14 protein-coding genes are annotated in these 14,793 nt (G+C 70.1%); 3 read left to right on the forward strand and 11 right to left on the reverse strand.

The window, feature by feature from the left end:
• Positions 1 to 44 precede the first annotated feature (44 nt).
• Positions 45 to 1,577 carry a YifB family Mg chelatase-like AAA ATPase gene (locus tag V5F66_RS15040; protein WP_394052757.1) on the reverse strand — a complete coding sequence of 511 codons (1,533 nt, stop codon included), beginning with the start codon at positions 1,575 to 1,577 and terminating at the stop codon, positions 45 to 47.
• Between the two features lie 164 nt (positions 1,578 to 1,741).
• Here V5F66_RS15040 and V5F66_RS15045 point away from each other — a divergent pair, with 164 nt between their 5' ends.
• Positions 1,742 to 2,503, forward strand: a complete 762-nt coding sequence (locus V5F66_RS15045; protein WP_394052755.1) for a class I SAM-dependent methyltransferase — start codon at positions 1,742 to 1,744, stop codon at positions 2,501 to 2,503.
• A gap of 76 nt (positions 2,504 to 2,579) precedes the next feature.
• On the opposite strand, the gene V5F66_RS15050 is transcribed toward V5F66_RS15045, so the two are convergent.
• From V5F66_RS15050 to V5F66_RS15095, 10 genes are all read right to left on the reverse strand, one after another.
• Positions 2,580 to 2,891 carry a polyhydroxyalkanoic acid system family protein gene (locus tag V5F66_RS15050; RefSeq protein ID WP_011995995.1) on the reverse strand — a complete coding sequence of 104 codons (312 nt, stop codon included), beginning with the start codon at positions 2,889 to 2,891 and terminating at the stop codon, positions 2,580 to 2,582.
• 202 nt (positions 2,892 to 3,093) lie between these two features.
• Positions 3,094 to 4,041, reverse strand: coding sequence for a glutathione synthase (gene gshB / locus V5F66_RS15055; RefSeq protein WP_011995996.1), 948 nt, complete (start codon positions 4,039 to 4,041; stop codon positions 3,094 to 3,096).
• Between the two features lie 75 nt (positions 4,042 to 4,116).
• The gene (locus V5F66_RS15060; RefSeq protein WP_011995997.1) at positions 4,117 to 4,500 is read right to left on the reverse strand and encodes a YraN family protein; all 384 of its coding nucleotides are present in this window, start codon (positions 4,498 to 4,500) and stop codon (positions 4,117 to 4,119) included.
• The gene (gene rsmI / locus V5F66_RS15065) at positions 4,493 to 5,455 is read right to left on the reverse strand and encodes a 16S rRNA (cytidine(1402)-2'-O)-methyltransferase (protein ID WP_394094152.1); all 963 of its coding nucleotides are present in this window, start codon (positions 5,453 to 5,455) and stop codon (positions 4,493 to 4,495) included. Before rsmI ends, V5F66_RS15060 begins: the two co-directional genes overlap by 8 nt.
• A gap of 80 nt (positions 5,456 to 5,535) precedes the next feature.
• Positions 5,536 to 7,827: a carbamoyltransferase HypF gene (hypF, locus tag V5F66_RS15070; protein WP_394094153.1), complete on the reverse strand. Its 2,292-nt coding sequence runs from the start codon at positions 7,825 to 7,827 to the stop codon at positions 5,536 to 5,538.
• 5 nt (positions 7,828 to 7,832) lie between these two features.
• Positions 7,833 to 9,290: a nickel-dependent hydrogenase large subunit gene (locus tag V5F66_RS15075; protein WP_394094154.1), complete on the reverse strand. Its 1,458-nt coding sequence runs from the start codon at positions 9,288 to 9,290 to the stop codon at positions 7,833 to 7,835.
• Positions 9,287 to 10,306 (reverse strand): NADH-quinone oxidoreductase subunit B family protein, encoded by a 1,020-nt coding sequence (locus V5F66_RS15080; protein WP_394094155.1) that lies wholly within the window; start codon positions 10,304 to 10,306, stop codon positions 9,287 to 9,289. Before V5F66_RS15080 ends, V5F66_RS15075 begins: the two co-directional genes overlap by 4 nt.
• Positions 10,303 to 11,682, reverse strand: coding sequence for a sensor histidine kinase (locus tag V5F66_RS15085; protein ID WP_393999697.1), 1,380 nt, complete (start codon positions 11,680 to 11,682; stop codon positions 10,303 to 10,305). The genes V5F66_RS15080 and V5F66_RS15085 overlap by 4 nt, the downstream gene beginning before the upstream one ends.
• A gap of 86 nt (positions 11,683 to 11,768) precedes the next feature.
• The gene (locus V5F66_RS15090; protein WP_394094156.1) at positions 11,769 to 12,707 is read right to left on the reverse strand and encodes a hypothetical protein; all 939 of its coding nucleotides are present in this window, start codon (positions 12,705 to 12,707) and stop codon (positions 11,769 to 11,771) included.
• Between the two features lie 124 nt (positions 12,708 to 12,831).
• Positions 12,832 to 13,488 carry an alpha-ketoglutarate-dependent dioxygenase AlkB family protein gene (locus tag V5F66_RS15095; protein WP_394094157.1) on the reverse strand — a complete coding sequence of 219 codons (657 nt, stop codon included), beginning with the start codon at positions 13,486 to 13,488 and terminating at the stop codon, positions 12,832 to 12,834.
• Between the two features lie 185 nt (positions 13,489 to 13,673).
• On the opposite strand from V5F66_RS15095, the gene V5F66_RS15100 reads away from it, so the two are divergent.
• Positions 13,674 to 14,219 carry a hypothetical protein gene (locus tag V5F66_RS15100; protein ID WP_011996005.1) on the forward strand — a complete coding sequence of 182 codons (546 nt, stop codon included), beginning with the start codon at positions 13,674 to 13,676 and terminating at the stop codon, positions 14,217 to 14,219.
• Between the two features lie 172 nt (positions 14,220 to 14,391).
• Positions 14,392 to 14,772, forward strand: coding sequence for a VOC family protein (locus tag V5F66_RS15105; RefSeq protein ID WP_011996006.1), 381 nt, complete (start codon positions 14,392 to 14,394; stop codon positions 14,770 to 14,772).
• Positions 14,773 to 14,793 lie beyond the last annotated feature (21 nt).

Here is a 14,793-nt window from a genome sequence, read left to right on the forward strand (position 1 = left end):
TGCGAAGCGGCGCCTCAAGGCGTCGCTTCGGTTCTCCGTCGCGATCATGCTGCCGCCTTCGGGCGTTCAGCGGCGGCGCGATAGGCCAGTGCCTCCGCGAGGTGCCGGCGCCCGACACCGTCGGCGCCGTCAAGGTCGGCAAGGGTGCGCGCCACCTTCAGGACCCGGTGATAGCCACGGGCGCTGAGGCGCATGGCATCGGCAGCGTCGCGCAGCAGGGCCGCGCCGCCGGCGTCCGGTGTCGCCACCTGGTCCAGCAGGGGACCCGAGGCCTCGGCATTGGTGCGTACGTCCCGCCGCCCGAGGGCGGCGTAGCGTTCCATCTGGATATCCCGTGCCATGGCCACCCGCGCCGCTACTTCCCGGGAGCCCTCCGTCGGAGCGGGCAGCACGAGATCGGAGGCAGACACAGCCGGCACTTCCAGGTGGATGTCGATGCGGTCGAGGAAGGGGCCGGACAGCCGGGCCTGATATTCGTCGGCGCAGCGCGCGCCGCGCTTGCAGGTGAAACCGGGCTCGCCCGCGCGCCCGCACCGGCATGGATTCATGGCCGCGATCAGCTGGAAGCGGGAGGGATAGGTCACGCGATGGTTCGCCCGCGCGATCAGGACCTCTCCCGTTTCCAGGGGCTGTCGCAGGGAATCGAGCACCTGCGGAGAGAATTCGGGCAACTCGTCCAGGAAGAGGACGCCATTGTGCGCCAGGGAGACCTCGCCTGGCTTCGCCTTCGCGCCGCCGCCCACCATGGCCGCCATGCTGGCGGAATGGTGCGGCGCGCGGAACGGGCGGCGGTCCATCAGCGCGCCGTCCTCAATGGAACCGGCCACCGATGCGATCATGGAAACATCGAGCATCTCGGCGGGGGACAGGGACGGCAGGATGGAGGGGAGCCGCTGGGCCAGCATGGATTTTCCTGCGCCCGGCGGCCCAATGAACAGAAGGTTGTGCCCGCCGGCGGCGGCGACCTCCAGGGCGCGCTTGGCGGTCTCCTGTCCTTTTACATCCTTCAGGTCGAGCATGGCTTCCACCTGCGCCTTCATCCTGGGTTCGGGCCGGCCCATCACCTGCCGGCCGGTCATGTGGTTGGCGAGCTGGATGAGGGACTGTGGCGCCAGGATCTCCATGTCGGGGCTGGCCCAGGCCGCTTCCGCGCCGCACGCGGCGGGGCAGATCAGCCCGTGACCGCGCGCGTTTGCGCCGATGGCTGCCGGAAGCACACCGGCCACCGCGGCGATGGCCCCGTCGAGGGCCAGCTCGCCCACCACGGTAAAGCCGCCGAGCGCATCGGACGGAATGGCGCCAATGGCAGCCATGAGGCCGAGCGCGATGGGCAGATCGTAGTGGGAGCCTTCTTTCGGCAGGTCCGCCGGCGCGAGGTTGACGGTGATGCGCCGCGCGGGAAGGGCGAGGCCCGAGGCGATGAGCGCCGCGCGCACGCGTTCGCGCGCCTCCGAAACCGCCTTGTCGGGCAAGCCGACGATGGTGAAGGCCGGTAGGCCCGCCGCGACATGCACCTGCACGTCTACGGGGCGCGCGTCTACCCCCTCGAATGCGACTGTCGCTACCCGCTGGATCACCGCGCCCACCCCGCTCGACTGCCTGCATCCCAAGGTAGCGGAGGATTGCCGTAGCGACAAGAACGAAAGCGGAACAATTTTGCTTGCCACGTCCGTAGTCGCGGCTATTCTGGCTCGGCTTGAGCGAACAGGGGCGCAAGATGACGGACGCTTCAGGGGGCGGAATGCGTAGCCATGAGGCGCATGTGGCCGACATGTTCGGGCCTCAGGCGGCGGCCTATGTGGCGAGCGCAGTCCATGCGCGCGGCGCCGACCTTGAAGCCCTGTCGGCGATAGTCGCGGAGCTGCGGCCGGCGCGGCTGCTTGATCTCGGGTGCGGCGGCGGGCATGTGAGTTTTGCTGCGGCGCCGTTCGTGGCGGAGGTCGTCGCCTACGATCTTTCCGATGACATGCTGGGCGCCGTCGCCGCCGAGGCGGAGCGGCGCGCCTTTGACAATATCACGACGCAGCAGGGCGTGGCCGAGCGCCTGCCATTCGCCGATGCCAGCTTCGATTTCATCGCCACGCGCTTCAGCGCCCACCACTGGCGGGATGTCCCCGCCGCGATGGGGGAGGCGCGGCGGGTGTTAACGGTGGACGGGCGTGCCATGGTGATGGATGTGATCGCCCCCGACTGGCCGGTGGCGGACAGTTTCCTTCAAACCATCGAGGTGCTGCGCGATCCCTCCCATGGCCGCGACTACCGCGAGGCGGAATGGGTGGAGCATGCGGAGGGCGCCGGTTTCCGGGTCATGCGAACCGCGCGGCGACGCCTGCGCCTCGAATTCAGCGCCTGGGTCGAGCGGATCCGCACGCCCGAGCTACATGTGGCGGCCATAAGGTCCCTGGTCGCCGGAGCGAGCCGGGATGTGGCCGAGCATTTCGAGATCGAGGCGGATGGCTCCTTCACCCTGGACACGCTGACGCTGGAACTGGAGCCGGCCTGAGCGGGTGCCGGCGTTCTCTTCGCCAATGCATGTCGCCTTGCCGAGGGGTGGACGGGACCGTTTTTCGGACGACGGCCTATTTCTTCTCCAGCATAAGCCGGCCCTGCTTCTTGATGAGGTCCTGTGCCTTGCGGGCCAGAAGGTCGAGGAGGAAGGGCAGTTCGACGGACAATTGGACGGCCTCGTCCGTCACGTCGAGAGTGCCGCTCGCGGTCTGGCCGAGGGCCGCGATATGGAAGTCCAGATGCTCCCCGGTCCAGACTTCCTGGAGGATGGTGATGTGTCGGCCGAAGCGCGAGCGCACGGTGGTGAGCCCCACCTGGAGGCGCCGTGTCGCCTCCGCCTTGCCGAGGCGGTGCGGAATGGAAGCGGTGAATGGCTGGCCCATGTACCCGTCTCCTGTGCCTGTCTCCCGGCTGGAGGGGGCCGGGGGTGACATCCTCCGGCCAGGTGTTTTTTTGGCGTCGTCGATGAAACCGTCCCCGGCGCGTCTCGATCGGATCGGCTTCTGCGATCAGAGCTGAACGTTTCCCGGAACGCGACCCGCATCGCTCGCATCGCGATTGGAGCGGGGAGTTCGGTTCCGCATGTCAGACAAGTGCGCGCTTCTCCTCGATCCTGTCCCAGATCTGGGCGGCGATGTCGGGGCCGCCCAGGCGCTTGATGGCGCGCAGGCCCGTGGGGGAGGTGACGTTGATCTCGGTGAGGTTGCCGTCGATCACGTCGATGCCCACGAAGATGAGCCCCATCTTCTTCAGTGAAGGACCAATGCGGGCGCAGATCTCCAGTTCCCGATCCGTGAGGTCGGTGGGTCGGGCGGCGCCGCCGCGCACCATGTTGGAGCGAAGGTCGCCCTCGCTCGGCACCCGGTTTACCGCGCCTGCCGCCTCGCCGTCCACCAGGATGATGCGCTTGTCGCCGTGCTTCACGGCCGGCAGAAACTGCTGGATGACCCAGGGCTCACGGAAGGTGGTGGCGAACAGATCGTAGAGCGAACCGAAATTGAGGTCGTCGGCGGTCAGGCGGAACACGGCCGCGCCGCCGTTGCCGTAAAGCGGCTTCATCACAACGTCGCCGAATTCGGCGCGGAACGCCTTGATCTCGCTAAGGTCGCGGGAAATCAGCGTGGGCGGCATCAGCTCGGGAAACTCGGTGACGAAGATCTTTTCCGGCGCGTTGCGCACATGGGCCGGATCGTTCACCACCAGCGTCTTGGGGTGGATGCGCTCCAGCAGGTGGGTGGCGGTCACATAGGCCATGTCGAAGGGCGGATCCTGGCGCATCAGCACCACGTCCATCTCGGTGAGCGCGATGCGCCGCTTCTCGCCGAGGCTGAAATGGGCGCCGGCCTCGTCCTTCACCTGGAGCGGCTCGACGGTGGCGAAGACGGCGCCGTCGCGCATGGCCATGCGGTCGGGTGTGTAGTGGAACAGGTCGTGCCCGCGCGCCTGGGCTTCGAGCAGCAGGGCGAAGGTGGAGTCGCCCGCAACGTTGATGTTGGCAATATGGTCCATCTGGACCGCGACCTTGAGGGCCATGGCAATCTCCGGACGCCCGGCTGGGGCTTCGCCTTATCTATAGGCGCGAACGGCAACCTGCCACCCGCGCCCCGTTCAGAATTCGGCCTCGAATGCTCCGGGCAAATGCTCGGCGGCGCCCGAGCGGGCGAGGAGCACGGCATCGAAGCGCATGTTGAGGCGCGCCAGCTCCGGATGGCCCGCGAGGAACGCCTCGGCCGCCGCGGCGATGCGCCGCCGCTGGCGCGGCAGCAGCGAGAAGGCCGCATCCGAAAGGGTGCTCCGCAGCTTCACTTCGCAGAAGACCAGCAGGTCGCCCTGGCGGGCGATCAGGTCGATCTCGCCGGCCTTGGTGCGCACCCGGCGGGCCAGGATCTCGAAGCCATGGGCTCCAAGCAGGGTCGCCGCGCGCTCCTCGGCGGCGAGACCCCGGTCGTGGGCGGCACGGCGGCGGCGCGTCGCGGCGGGAACGTCAGTCATCGGCTGCCTTGTCCCCGGCCCGTCCTTCGGCCAAGGCAAGGGCGCGGGCATAGACCTCCCGCTTCGGTCGCCCGGTCATGGCGGCGACGGCGGCGACGGCGTCCTTCAAGGTGGCGTCCTTGAGGGCGCGGGCGAGGGCCTCATCCACGTCGGCGTCGCCGGCGGCTTCCTCCAGCGGAGGTCCTATCACCAGCACGATCTCGCCCCTCGGCGCCTCCGCCGCCCCATAATGTGCGGCGAGGGTGGCGAGGTCGCCGCGGCGCACTTCCTCGAAGGCCTTGGTGAGCTCGCGGCAGACCGCGGCCTTGCGCGGGCCGAGGCGGTCGGCGAGGTCGGCGAGGCTTTCGGCGAGGCGCGGGCCGGTCTCGTAGAACACCAGCGTGGCCGGTACGCTCGCAAGGGCTGTAATGCGGTTGCGGCGCTGGCCGGATTTCGGCGGCAGGAAGCCATCGAACAGAAAGCAGTCCGTGGGCAGGCCGGCCGCCACCAGGGCGGCGAGCAGGGCCGAGGCGCCGGGCACGGGATGCACCGTGTGGCCGGCCTCGGCCGCTTCCACCACCAGCTTGAAGCCGGGGTCCGAGACCAGCGGCGTGCCGGCATCCGAGATGAGCGCGACGCGGTGGCCGGCGGCAAGCCGCGCCAGCAGCTTGGGCCGGGCACTGGCGCCGTTGTGGTCGTGATAGGGCACGAGCGGCGTGGTGATGCCGTAGCGTTCTGTGAGCCGGCGGGACATGCGGGTATCCTCGCAGGCGATGACGTCCGCGCCCGCCAAGGTTTCCAGCGCGCGAACGGTTACGTCGCCGAGGTTGCCGATGGGGGTCGCCACCACGTGCAGGCCTGGGGCTAGCGCCGGGGCCGAGACGCGGGTGCCGGCGAGGAGAAAGGTGTTCGCGTCCGCCCCTGCGGCGGAGGGCTCCGGGCGGGCGGGGGCAGGCGAGCGGTGCGGGCTGGTCATGGCGCCACCATAGCCCCGCTCGCGCGGGACGAAAACCGGGACGCGGGGCGGGTGTGACTGAAGAGACCGGGCGCCAGCCCTCATCCCATGAGACGGGCGGCGGCCACCACCGCCTGGCCGAAGGCTAGGCCGCCATCGTTGGCCGGTACGTCGCCGGGCACCAGCGGGGTGAGGCCGAAGGATTCAAGCCGCCGCACCGTTTCTTCCAGCAGCCGGGCATTCTGGAACACGCCGCCGGACAGGGCGACGGCGGTGAGGCCTTCTGATTTCGCCACCCGCGCCGCCGCCCCGGTGAAGGCTTCGGCGAGGCCGGCGTGGAAGGCGGCGGCCATGGCGGGGGCGTGCCGTCCGGCGTGGAGGTCGTCCACCAGTGCCTTGAAGAGCGGGGCGGGGTCGATCTCGATCGGGACAGCCTCAGCATGAAAGGCGAAGGGGTAGGGCGGGGCGTCTTCCTGTGCCGCCGCCTCCAGCGCCATGGCCGCCTCACCCTCGTGGCTGAGGCGGTCGGGCGCAAGGCCCAGCACCGCCGCCACCGCATCGAACAGCCGGCCGGCGGAGGAGGCCGGGGGCGCGTTCAGCCCCTTGTCCATCATGGCGCGCAGGGTCAGGAGCGGCTTGCCGGCGAACAGCGCCGCGAGGAGCGGGTCGCCATCCACAGCCGAACGCCCCAGCGCGCGGTCGAGATGGGCCAGGAGCACCCGCCACGGTTCCCGGCTCGCCGCGTCTCCTCCGGCCAGCGGGATGGGCGCGAGCCGGGCTACCCGGCGGCTGGTGCGGTAATCGCACACAAGGATTTCGGCGCCCCAGGCGGTGCCGTCCTCGCCCAGGCCGAGGCCGTCCAGCGCGATGCCCACCACCGACCCGTCCGCCCGCCGCCAGCCGGCCTCGGCCATGGCGGCGGCCAGATGGGCATGGTGGTGCTGCACCCGCTCAAGCGGCAGGCCACGGGTGGCGGCCATATCCTCGCCGAGGCGGGTGGCGCGGTAGTCCGGGTGCAGGTCCACAGCTACCGCCGCCGGCTTGTGAGCGAAGAGGGCGGCGTAATCGGCAAGCGCGGTCTCAAAGGCGTCGCCCGTGGCCGGCTCGTCCAGGTCGCCGAGATGGTGGGAGAGCAGTGCTTTGGCGCCATGGGTCAGGCAGAGAGCGCTTTTCAGCTCCCCGCCCAGGGCGAGCACGGGCGGGGCATCGGCGAAATCGGCAGGCAGGGTGAGCGGCATGGGGGCGAGCCCGCGGCCGCGCCGCATGATCCGCAGCCGGCCCGCCAAATGGCGCGCCACGCTGTCGTCGAGGCGGCGGGCGATGGGCCGGTCGTGCATGAGGAACGCATCAACGATGCCGGCGAGGCGGTCACGGGCCTCGTCGTCGTGGAAGATCTGCGGTTCGCTGGAGCGGTTGCCGGAGGTCATCACCAGCGGGCGGCCCACGGCGGCCAGCAGCAGGTGGTGCAGGGGCGTATAGGGAAGCATCACGCCGAGATGGCGCTGGCCCGGGGCGATGCCTGGCGCGAGTGGCGCACCGGGCTTCAGGGATAGCAGCAGGATGGGGGCGGAAGGGTGGGCGAGCGCCGCCTCCTCCTCCGGCGTGATGAGGCAGAGGCCGTGGGCGGTGGCCATGTCCGCCATCACGGCCAGCGGCTTGGTGGGGCGCTGCTTGCGGGCGCGCAGCAGGGCGACGGCGTCCGCGTTGATGGCGTCGCAGGCGATGTGGAAGCCGCCGATACCCTTGATCGCGAGGATCTGCCCGGAGCGCAGCAGGGCGGCGGCACGCTCGATGGGGTCGGCCCCGGCAGCGTCGTCGCCCTCCAGCCACAGCTTCGGGCCGCAGTCCGGGCAGGCGATGGGCTGGGCGTGGAAGCGGCGGTCGGTAGGGTCCTCATATTCGGCGCGGCAGGCGGGGCACATGGGAAAGCCGGCCATGGTTGTGGCCGGGCGGTCGTAGGGCAGGCCGGTGACGATGGAGAAGCGCGGACCGCAATCGGTGCAGTTGGTGAAGGCGTAGCGGAAGCGCCGGGCCTTGGGATCGGCGATCTCGGCTCGGCAGGCAGGGCAGGTGGCCACATCCGGCACCACCCCCACCGAAACCGTGCCCGCCGCACTCTCCATGATGCGGAAGGGACCGTCCGGGACTTGAGCCGGGCGCCGCGTCACCTGTTCCACGCGCGCCAGCACGGGCGCCTCGTCCGCCAACGCCGCCGCGAAGGCATCGCGCGCGGAAGCCGGGCCGGCGATGCGGATGATGACGCGGTCGCCGGCGTTGCGCACGTCGCCGCCCAGCCCCAGCCGGCGGGCGAGGCGATAGACGAAGGGGCGGAACCCCACCCCCTGCACGATGCCGGAAACCTCGATCTCCTCGCCAGCGACCTCGGTTCCCATGAGATTCAATGCACCGTGCAGACCATGCAGGGGTCGAACGAGCGCACGATGTGCTGCACGCTCACCGGCGTGGTCTCACCCTGCCGGATGGGGGCGCCCACCAGCGCCGTTTCCAGTGGCCCCGGCTGGCCAACCGCATCGCGGGGCGAGAAGTTCCAGGTGGTGGGGGCGATGATCTGGTAGCGGGCGATGCGCCCCTTCTCCACCACCATCCAGTGGCCCAGCGCCCCGCGCGCGGCTTCCGTGAGGCCGAAGGCGCGGCCAGCCTGCGGCATCGCGCCTTGCGCGCACCAGGGCGCGCCGGGATGAAGCTGGCGCACCCAGCCTTCCATGGCGATGAGGGTGCGCGCCGTCTCCACCAGCCGGCCGACGACGCGGGCGCGCACGTTGGCGCCCTCCTTCGCCGCAAGGTCGCGGGCGAGGGGATGGCCGGCCACCACCTGACGGGCGAAGGCACCGGTCTCGAACGGCAGGCCGGAGAGGCGCGGGGCCTTGCACCAGGTGTAGCCGGTCTCGTCCGCCCCATCGGGGAAGGTCGAGCCTTCGAAGGGCTGGTGGGGCGCCTCCCGGCCTTCCATGCGGGCGAAGCTGTGGTCCTCGGTGATGGCGGCTGGGTCGAGGCCTTTGGCCCGCCCGTTGGCAAAGGTGCCGCCGGTGTAGAGCCGGCCCTCGTCCAGCGCATAGGCGCCGTAGGAGAGGAAGCGGTCGTGGGCGCGGCCGAGGCGGGCCAGATCCAGGTCGGCGGCGATTTCGAGGAACAGGCGGAAGTCGCCGTCCGGCCCCGCCTGCCGCCATGCTTCCAGTTCCGCCACGTCGGCGATCTCGGCCACCCGTTCCAGCGGGGCGCCATAAAGGCGCTCCTCCAGGTCCGCGCGCACGGCGCCGAGGGTGGCGATGAGGCGCATCTGGTCCCGCGCGTCGGCGCCCTTGGCGACGCCCCCCGGCTGGATCGCCAGCGTGTGCGGCCAGCGTCCGGCGAGCAGGCCCATAACGTGAAGCAGCGTCGCCCGCGTGGCGAGTGCCCGGCGCACGCTCTCGCCCTGCGCCGCCTTGAAGCGTCGGGCGGCGGTGGCGAACCACGGGCGGTCCTCATAGATGGCCCGGGCGAAGTCCGGCATGAAGAAGACGTGGAAATGGGTGAGGTGGTCCGCCACGTTCTCGGTGGCGAGGATGAGGTTGGTGGCGACCCGGCCATTGTCCGTGGGCGCGATGCCCTCAAGGCCGGCGAGCGCCAGCGCCGCCGCATGGGACTGTGACACCGAGCAGATGCCGCAGATGCGCGGCGCGATGACAAGGGCGTCCCGCGGGTCGCGCCCCTCCAGGATGCGCTCGAAACCGCGGAACAGGGGCGAATTGACGAAGGCCTGCCGCACCTCCCCGTCGGCCACGTCGAGCCGGACTTCGAGGTCGCCTTCCACCCGGTTGAACGGCCCCACCACGAGCCGTTTGGTCTCTGTGCTCATCGCTTGCGGATATCCCGCACGGCAGGTGGCGTCAGCACGTGGTCGGCGGTGGCGTTGCGCCTCAGCCGGTCCGGGGTCGCCGCCTTGGCGAGGGACGACAGGGCGATGAACCACGCCTTGGGCATGTCGGTGGGCAGGCCCACGGGGATGCCGCCGATCTTCGGGGTTTCGAGGAAGGCATGGCCCGGCTCCTCGAACTCGGGGGCGGTGCAGTTGATGCAGGCGTGGCCGCCGCGGGTGCAGGAGCCCTCGCCGTTCCAAAGCCTTGTGTTGCAGTCGGCATGGGCCTGGGTGCCGAGGCAGCCAAGATGCTCCATCATGCAGCCGAGGTCGCTCATCTTCTCGGCGCTGGCCTTGTACTCGTAATATTCGTTGCGCGGGCAGCCGTGGTGCACGAGGTGGTCGGCGTAGAAGCGCGGGCGGCCATAGCTGTCGAGGTCCTCCGCCCGCATGAGGTCGGATGCGAGCAGCATCACAGTCTCAGTCACCCAGTTGGGATGGGTGGGGCAGCCGGCGACATTCACCACCGGCAGGCCGGAGCGGGAGCGGAAGGCCGCGCCCAGCGCCCCGCCGGGACGGCGCCCGTCATATTGCAGGCCGCAGGCATCGGCCGGATTGACGCCGGCCGCCGTCACGCCGCCATAAGCGGCACAGGTGCCCACCGCCACCACATGTTCGGCAACCGCCGCCAGCCGCCGCGCCCAGTCGATGGTGGCCGTATCGGTGCCGGCGAGGGTGTGGAAGCGCCCGGTGCCGTTCGGCCCGCGCAACAGCGCCCCTTCGATGCACAGGGCATCGAGCCGGACCTCGCCCGCGAGCACAGCCTCGAACAGGGCGATGGCCTCGTCCCCGGTCTCCTCCGACAGGGTCGGGTGCCACAGGAAGCGGATGTCCGCGCTCGCCAGCGTCGCGGCAAGGTCCGGGGCCTCAGCGCACAAGAGCGACATGGTGCAGCCGCCGCAGCCGCCCGATTGCAGCCACAGCACGGTGAAGGGCTCGTGCGCAAGGGGGCTCATGGCCGGGCCCCTGACGGGAGGATAAGGGAGATGACGGCGCCGCCCTCCGGGTGGTTGGCGGCTTCCAGCCGGCCGTCATGCTCCTCGGCGATACGGTAGCAGATGGAAAGGCCGAGCCCCGTGCCCTTGCCCACCGCCTTGGTGGTGAAGAAGGGATCGAAGATGCGGCCGAGGATGTCCTCGGGGATGCCGGGCCCGCTGTCGTGCACCCGCACCGCCACCCGCTCGCCGTCCGGGCCGCCGAGCCGCTCGCCGGTGATGTGGAGGCGCGGGTCGGGCCGGCCCTCCAGCGCGTCCACGGCGTTCTGGACGAGATTCATCAGCACCTGATGGATGTGGCCGGGATGGCCCACCGCCTCCAGCCCCTCCGGGATCGCGACGCGGATGGCGAGGTCCGGCATCTGGGATTTCGCCACCCAGTCCACCGCCGAGCGCACCACGCTGGCGAGGTCGAACACCTCCCGCGCCTCGCGATTGTCGGAGGAGAAGCGGCGCAGGTCCGCCACGATGTCGCGCACCCGCTCGGCGCCTTCCAGCATGCCGGCGAGGGTGGCGGGAATGTCGGCCAGCGCCCGGTCGATGCGCAGTTCCCCCCGGGTGCGGGCGAGGGCGGCGGCATCGGCGCCCCCATGCACCGCGTCGAGATAGGTGATGAGGCGCTCTGCATAGCGCTTCAGGGCGTGGGCATTGCCATAGACGAAGGAGATGGGATTGTTCAGCTCGTGGGCGACGCCGGCCACGAGGCGGCCGAGGGAGGCCATCTTCTCCGCATGCACCAGTTGCTGCTGGGTGCGCTTGAGATGTTCATGGGCGCTGGCGAGGGCGTGGTAGGCGGCGCGCAGCTCGCCGATGGGCCGGCCCACCAGCACTACGCCCACCGGCCGTCCGCGCGGGTCGAAGCGCAGGGCGCCGTTCACCGAGACCGCCTGCGGGCCTTCCGGCGTGGCGAGGGTGAATTCCCGGTCGGCGATGCGCTGGCGCCGCGCCGCCGTGGCGAGCACATCGCTGGCCGAGGTGGGGGAGGAGGGGTCGAGCAGCGCGGCGAGGGGGCGGCCGGTGAGGGCGTCCGCCAACTGGCCGAACACGCGTTCGGCGGCGAGGTTCACCTGTTCCACCCGCCCGGCGAGGTCGCAGGCGATGAGCACGTCGGTCATGGAGCCGAGCAGGCCGGCGATGAAGCCCTGGGCTTCCTCCAGCGCGGCGTTCTTCTCCTCCAGCTCCACCTGCTGGCGGACCAGCTCCGCATAGGTCTCGTCCATCTTGCGGATGACGGCGATCCACGCCTCCTCCGCATCGACGGCGCCGAAATCAGGCGCGCCGCTGGCGAGGGCCAGCGGGCTGTCGGCGAGAAAGTCCTTGCCCTCGGACATGGGCATCGGGCGTGGTCCTGACGCAGGAGTTGGGACGCGGGAGCTAAGACCCGCGAGTTAATCCCGCGCCGGGGAAAAGCGCAACGCCGCCCTCAGCGCGGCTCCACGCCGTCGCGCAGGGCCCGCAGGCGGTCGTAGGTGTCGGGAAAGGCGTCGAGCCGGGTCAGTCCCACCATGCGGATATAGGCGGAGGGTCCGAAGCGGATCCACTGCACCAGCTTCACCGGCGCGCCGGTCTTCACGTCGGTGCCGGTGGCCATCACCTCGAAGCCGGTCTGGCCGGAGATGCGCTGCGGCTCCGCGCGCTCCAGCTTCAGGTCCTTCACGCCGGGCAGGGTGGACAGGAGCCGGAGCGCGAACTGGCTGCGTTCGTCCTCGCGCGGCGCGCCGCCGCCCACGGTGACCACGAACAGGGGCTGGTCCACGCCCTCCTGCACGTCCTTCGGCCCGTCGGTCAGGATGAGGGTGGTGCCGGCCAGCGCCCGCACCGGGCGGAAGCCGGCGAGGTTGGTGACGGCGAAGGGCAGGGCCGCCACCTGGTCCGGCACGGAGCGGATCGCAAGCGTAGCGAGGGCGGCCCGAACGGCGGCATCGGGATAGGCGGCGGCCTCGCTCTCGGGCACCTGCAGGGTGATGAGGCCGGTCAGCTGGTCGCTGCCCACCAGCAGCACCCATTTGCGCAGGGAGACCGGTCCCGCCGTCTGCGTGCCGGTGAACAGCACCGCCTTGGCGCCCTTGAGGGGGAAGGCCTCGCGCTTGTCGAGGGTGATGCCCTTGCCGGCCAGCGCCGTGTCGGTGAAGCCGGCGTCGATCTGCTCGTAGGCGTCCGGAGGCATGTCCACGATGAGCAGGGAGGCGTTGTGGGCGCGATCCTCGAACCCGGCGAAAGCCTGCCCTTCCACCATGCCCGGCGGCGGGACGAGGCCGATGGCCGAGCCGCGGGGGAAGGTCGGATCGGCGGCGAAGGCCGAGGACAGGGGCGCCGTAATCAGTGAGAACGCGAGGACGACGGCGGACAAGAGCAGGCGCATGGAGGGCTCCGGCGGGGGAGGAGGGACCCGGCGGCAGGGCCTCCGCTCCCTGGTACCGGATCGAAGGACCTGTTTCGGGCGACATTCGGGCTTTTCTGTGGGGCGTTGCCACAGGTGCGATGCTTCAGGTAGCTGGATTGACGCGCCGCAGCGTGAGGTTGAAGCGCCCGCCCTCGGGCAGCAGCGTGGAGGTGCCGGGCAGGATGCGGTCGATGCCGTGGAACGCGAGCCGGCTCGGTCCGGACAAGAGGAAGATATCGCCGGAGGCGAGGCGGATCGAGCGGGTGGCGCCGCCCCGCGTCTCGCCGCCGATGCGGAACAGGGCGGTGTCCCCCAGTGAGAGGGAGAGGACAGGCGCGGTGAAGTCGGCTTCGTCGCGGTCCTGATGCAGGCTCATGCGCGCATCCGGCCCGTAATAATTGATGAGGCAGGCCTCGGCCGGGGCCTTGAAGGCCGCATAGGTGGTCCACAGGGCGGCCAGCGCCGGCGGCATGGCGGGCCAGGGCGCGCGGGTCTCGGGATGGAACGGCTGGTAGCGATATCCCGCAGCGTCCGAGACCCAGCCGAGGGGGCCGCAATTGCTCATGCGGACGGAAAACGGCTTGCCGGTCCGCGGCATGGCCGGCGTGAACAGCGGGGCTTCGTCCAGAACCGCGCGGATGTCCGCAAGCAGGGCGGCCTGCGCGTCCCGGTCCAGCGCCTCGCGAAACCACAGGGCGCCGGGGGCCAGCTCCAGATGGGCTGGTATTTGGGCCGGCGCGGAAGCGGGCGTTACCGGCATGTTTTCAGGCGCTCCGAAACCAGCGTTTCAAAGAAAACAGAGGTACTGGATGGCAGCTTTCCCTTGGCGTGACCATGGCTTTAATGGGGAAGTAACCATATGTTACATATCACAATTAAGCTAAGTCGGAACAAAAAGGCGCGGCAGGATGTCTTCGGGTCGCTGGGATCGAGAGGAGAGTCGTCATGAATCCCCGCCTAAAGAGTCTCTGCGCTAGCGCCGGTCGTTCGGTTGGCCTCGGCATAGCGGTGCTGATCGCCGGGGTCTGCGCCGCGTCGGCACAGGCCGTCGTGGTGGGACCCGGAGGGTATATCTCGCCGGCCCAACGCGGGTACATCCAGGGTTATGTGGTGCGTCACCCGGTTCCCCCGGCTGTGATCCCGGGGGGCTTCGTTGCCTCCGTGGGGGCGGTGTTGCCAGCCGGCATCCCGCTCCAGAGCTTCGGCGTGGCGCCGACCTACCAGCGCTACGCCACCTACCAGCAGGGCTATTACGGGCCGGGCTATTATGGCCAGGTCTATTACGGCCAGGGCGATCCGGGGGTCGGCTATCCCGACCGGGGCGGCTACGACGTGGCCGACTACAACACGCCGGTCTATCCGGGTGAGCTTTATGGCGGTGGCTATGGCGGCGGGGCTGACCTCTCGGGCTACCGTTACGTGGTGCTGCCGGGTGCCGAGGCGGCGCTGGTGGAGCCCCGGACCCGTCGCATCATCCTGATCATCGAATGAGCGCGATGGTCGCATGACCCCGGCTCCCTTTTCCCGCGGCGGGGGGAAGAGGGGGCCGCAGGTCTGGTGGCTGGGCGCCCGGTGACCCAGGTCAGCATTTTATCCGGATCGCTGGCCGTGGCGGGCCTGTTGGGGCATGGTGCCGGCGCTCGCCCATCAGGCAGGAGAGGCCATGGCACCGCACGCGAAGTTCTACTGGAACGAGCTGATGACCGACGATGTGGAAAAGGCCAAGGCCTTCTACAGCGCCGTGCTCGGCTGGACCTTCAGCGAGATGCCCATGGAGGGCGGCCGGTCCTATTATGTCGCCATGCTGGGCGACGAGCCGGTGGCCGGGCTGATGGACAAGACCGACATCGTGCCGCCCTACGTGCCGCCCCATTGGTTCGGCTACATCAGCGTGGATGATGTGGATGCCCGCGTGGCGCTGCTTGAGGCCAAGGGCGGTCAGGTGGTGCGACCGCCGTTCGACATCGAGGGTGTCGGCCGTATCGCCATCGTCGCCGACGCGACCGGCGCGCCGCTGGGCCTCATGACTGCCTTCGACGAATAATTCGATCGGCTCCGGCCTGCG

This window comes from Xanthobacter versatilis, assembly GCF_043193975.1.
Taxonomy (GTDB): Bacteria; Pseudomonadota; Alphaproteobacteria; order Rhizobiales; family Xanthobacteraceae; genus Xanthobacter; species Xanthobacter autotrophicus_E.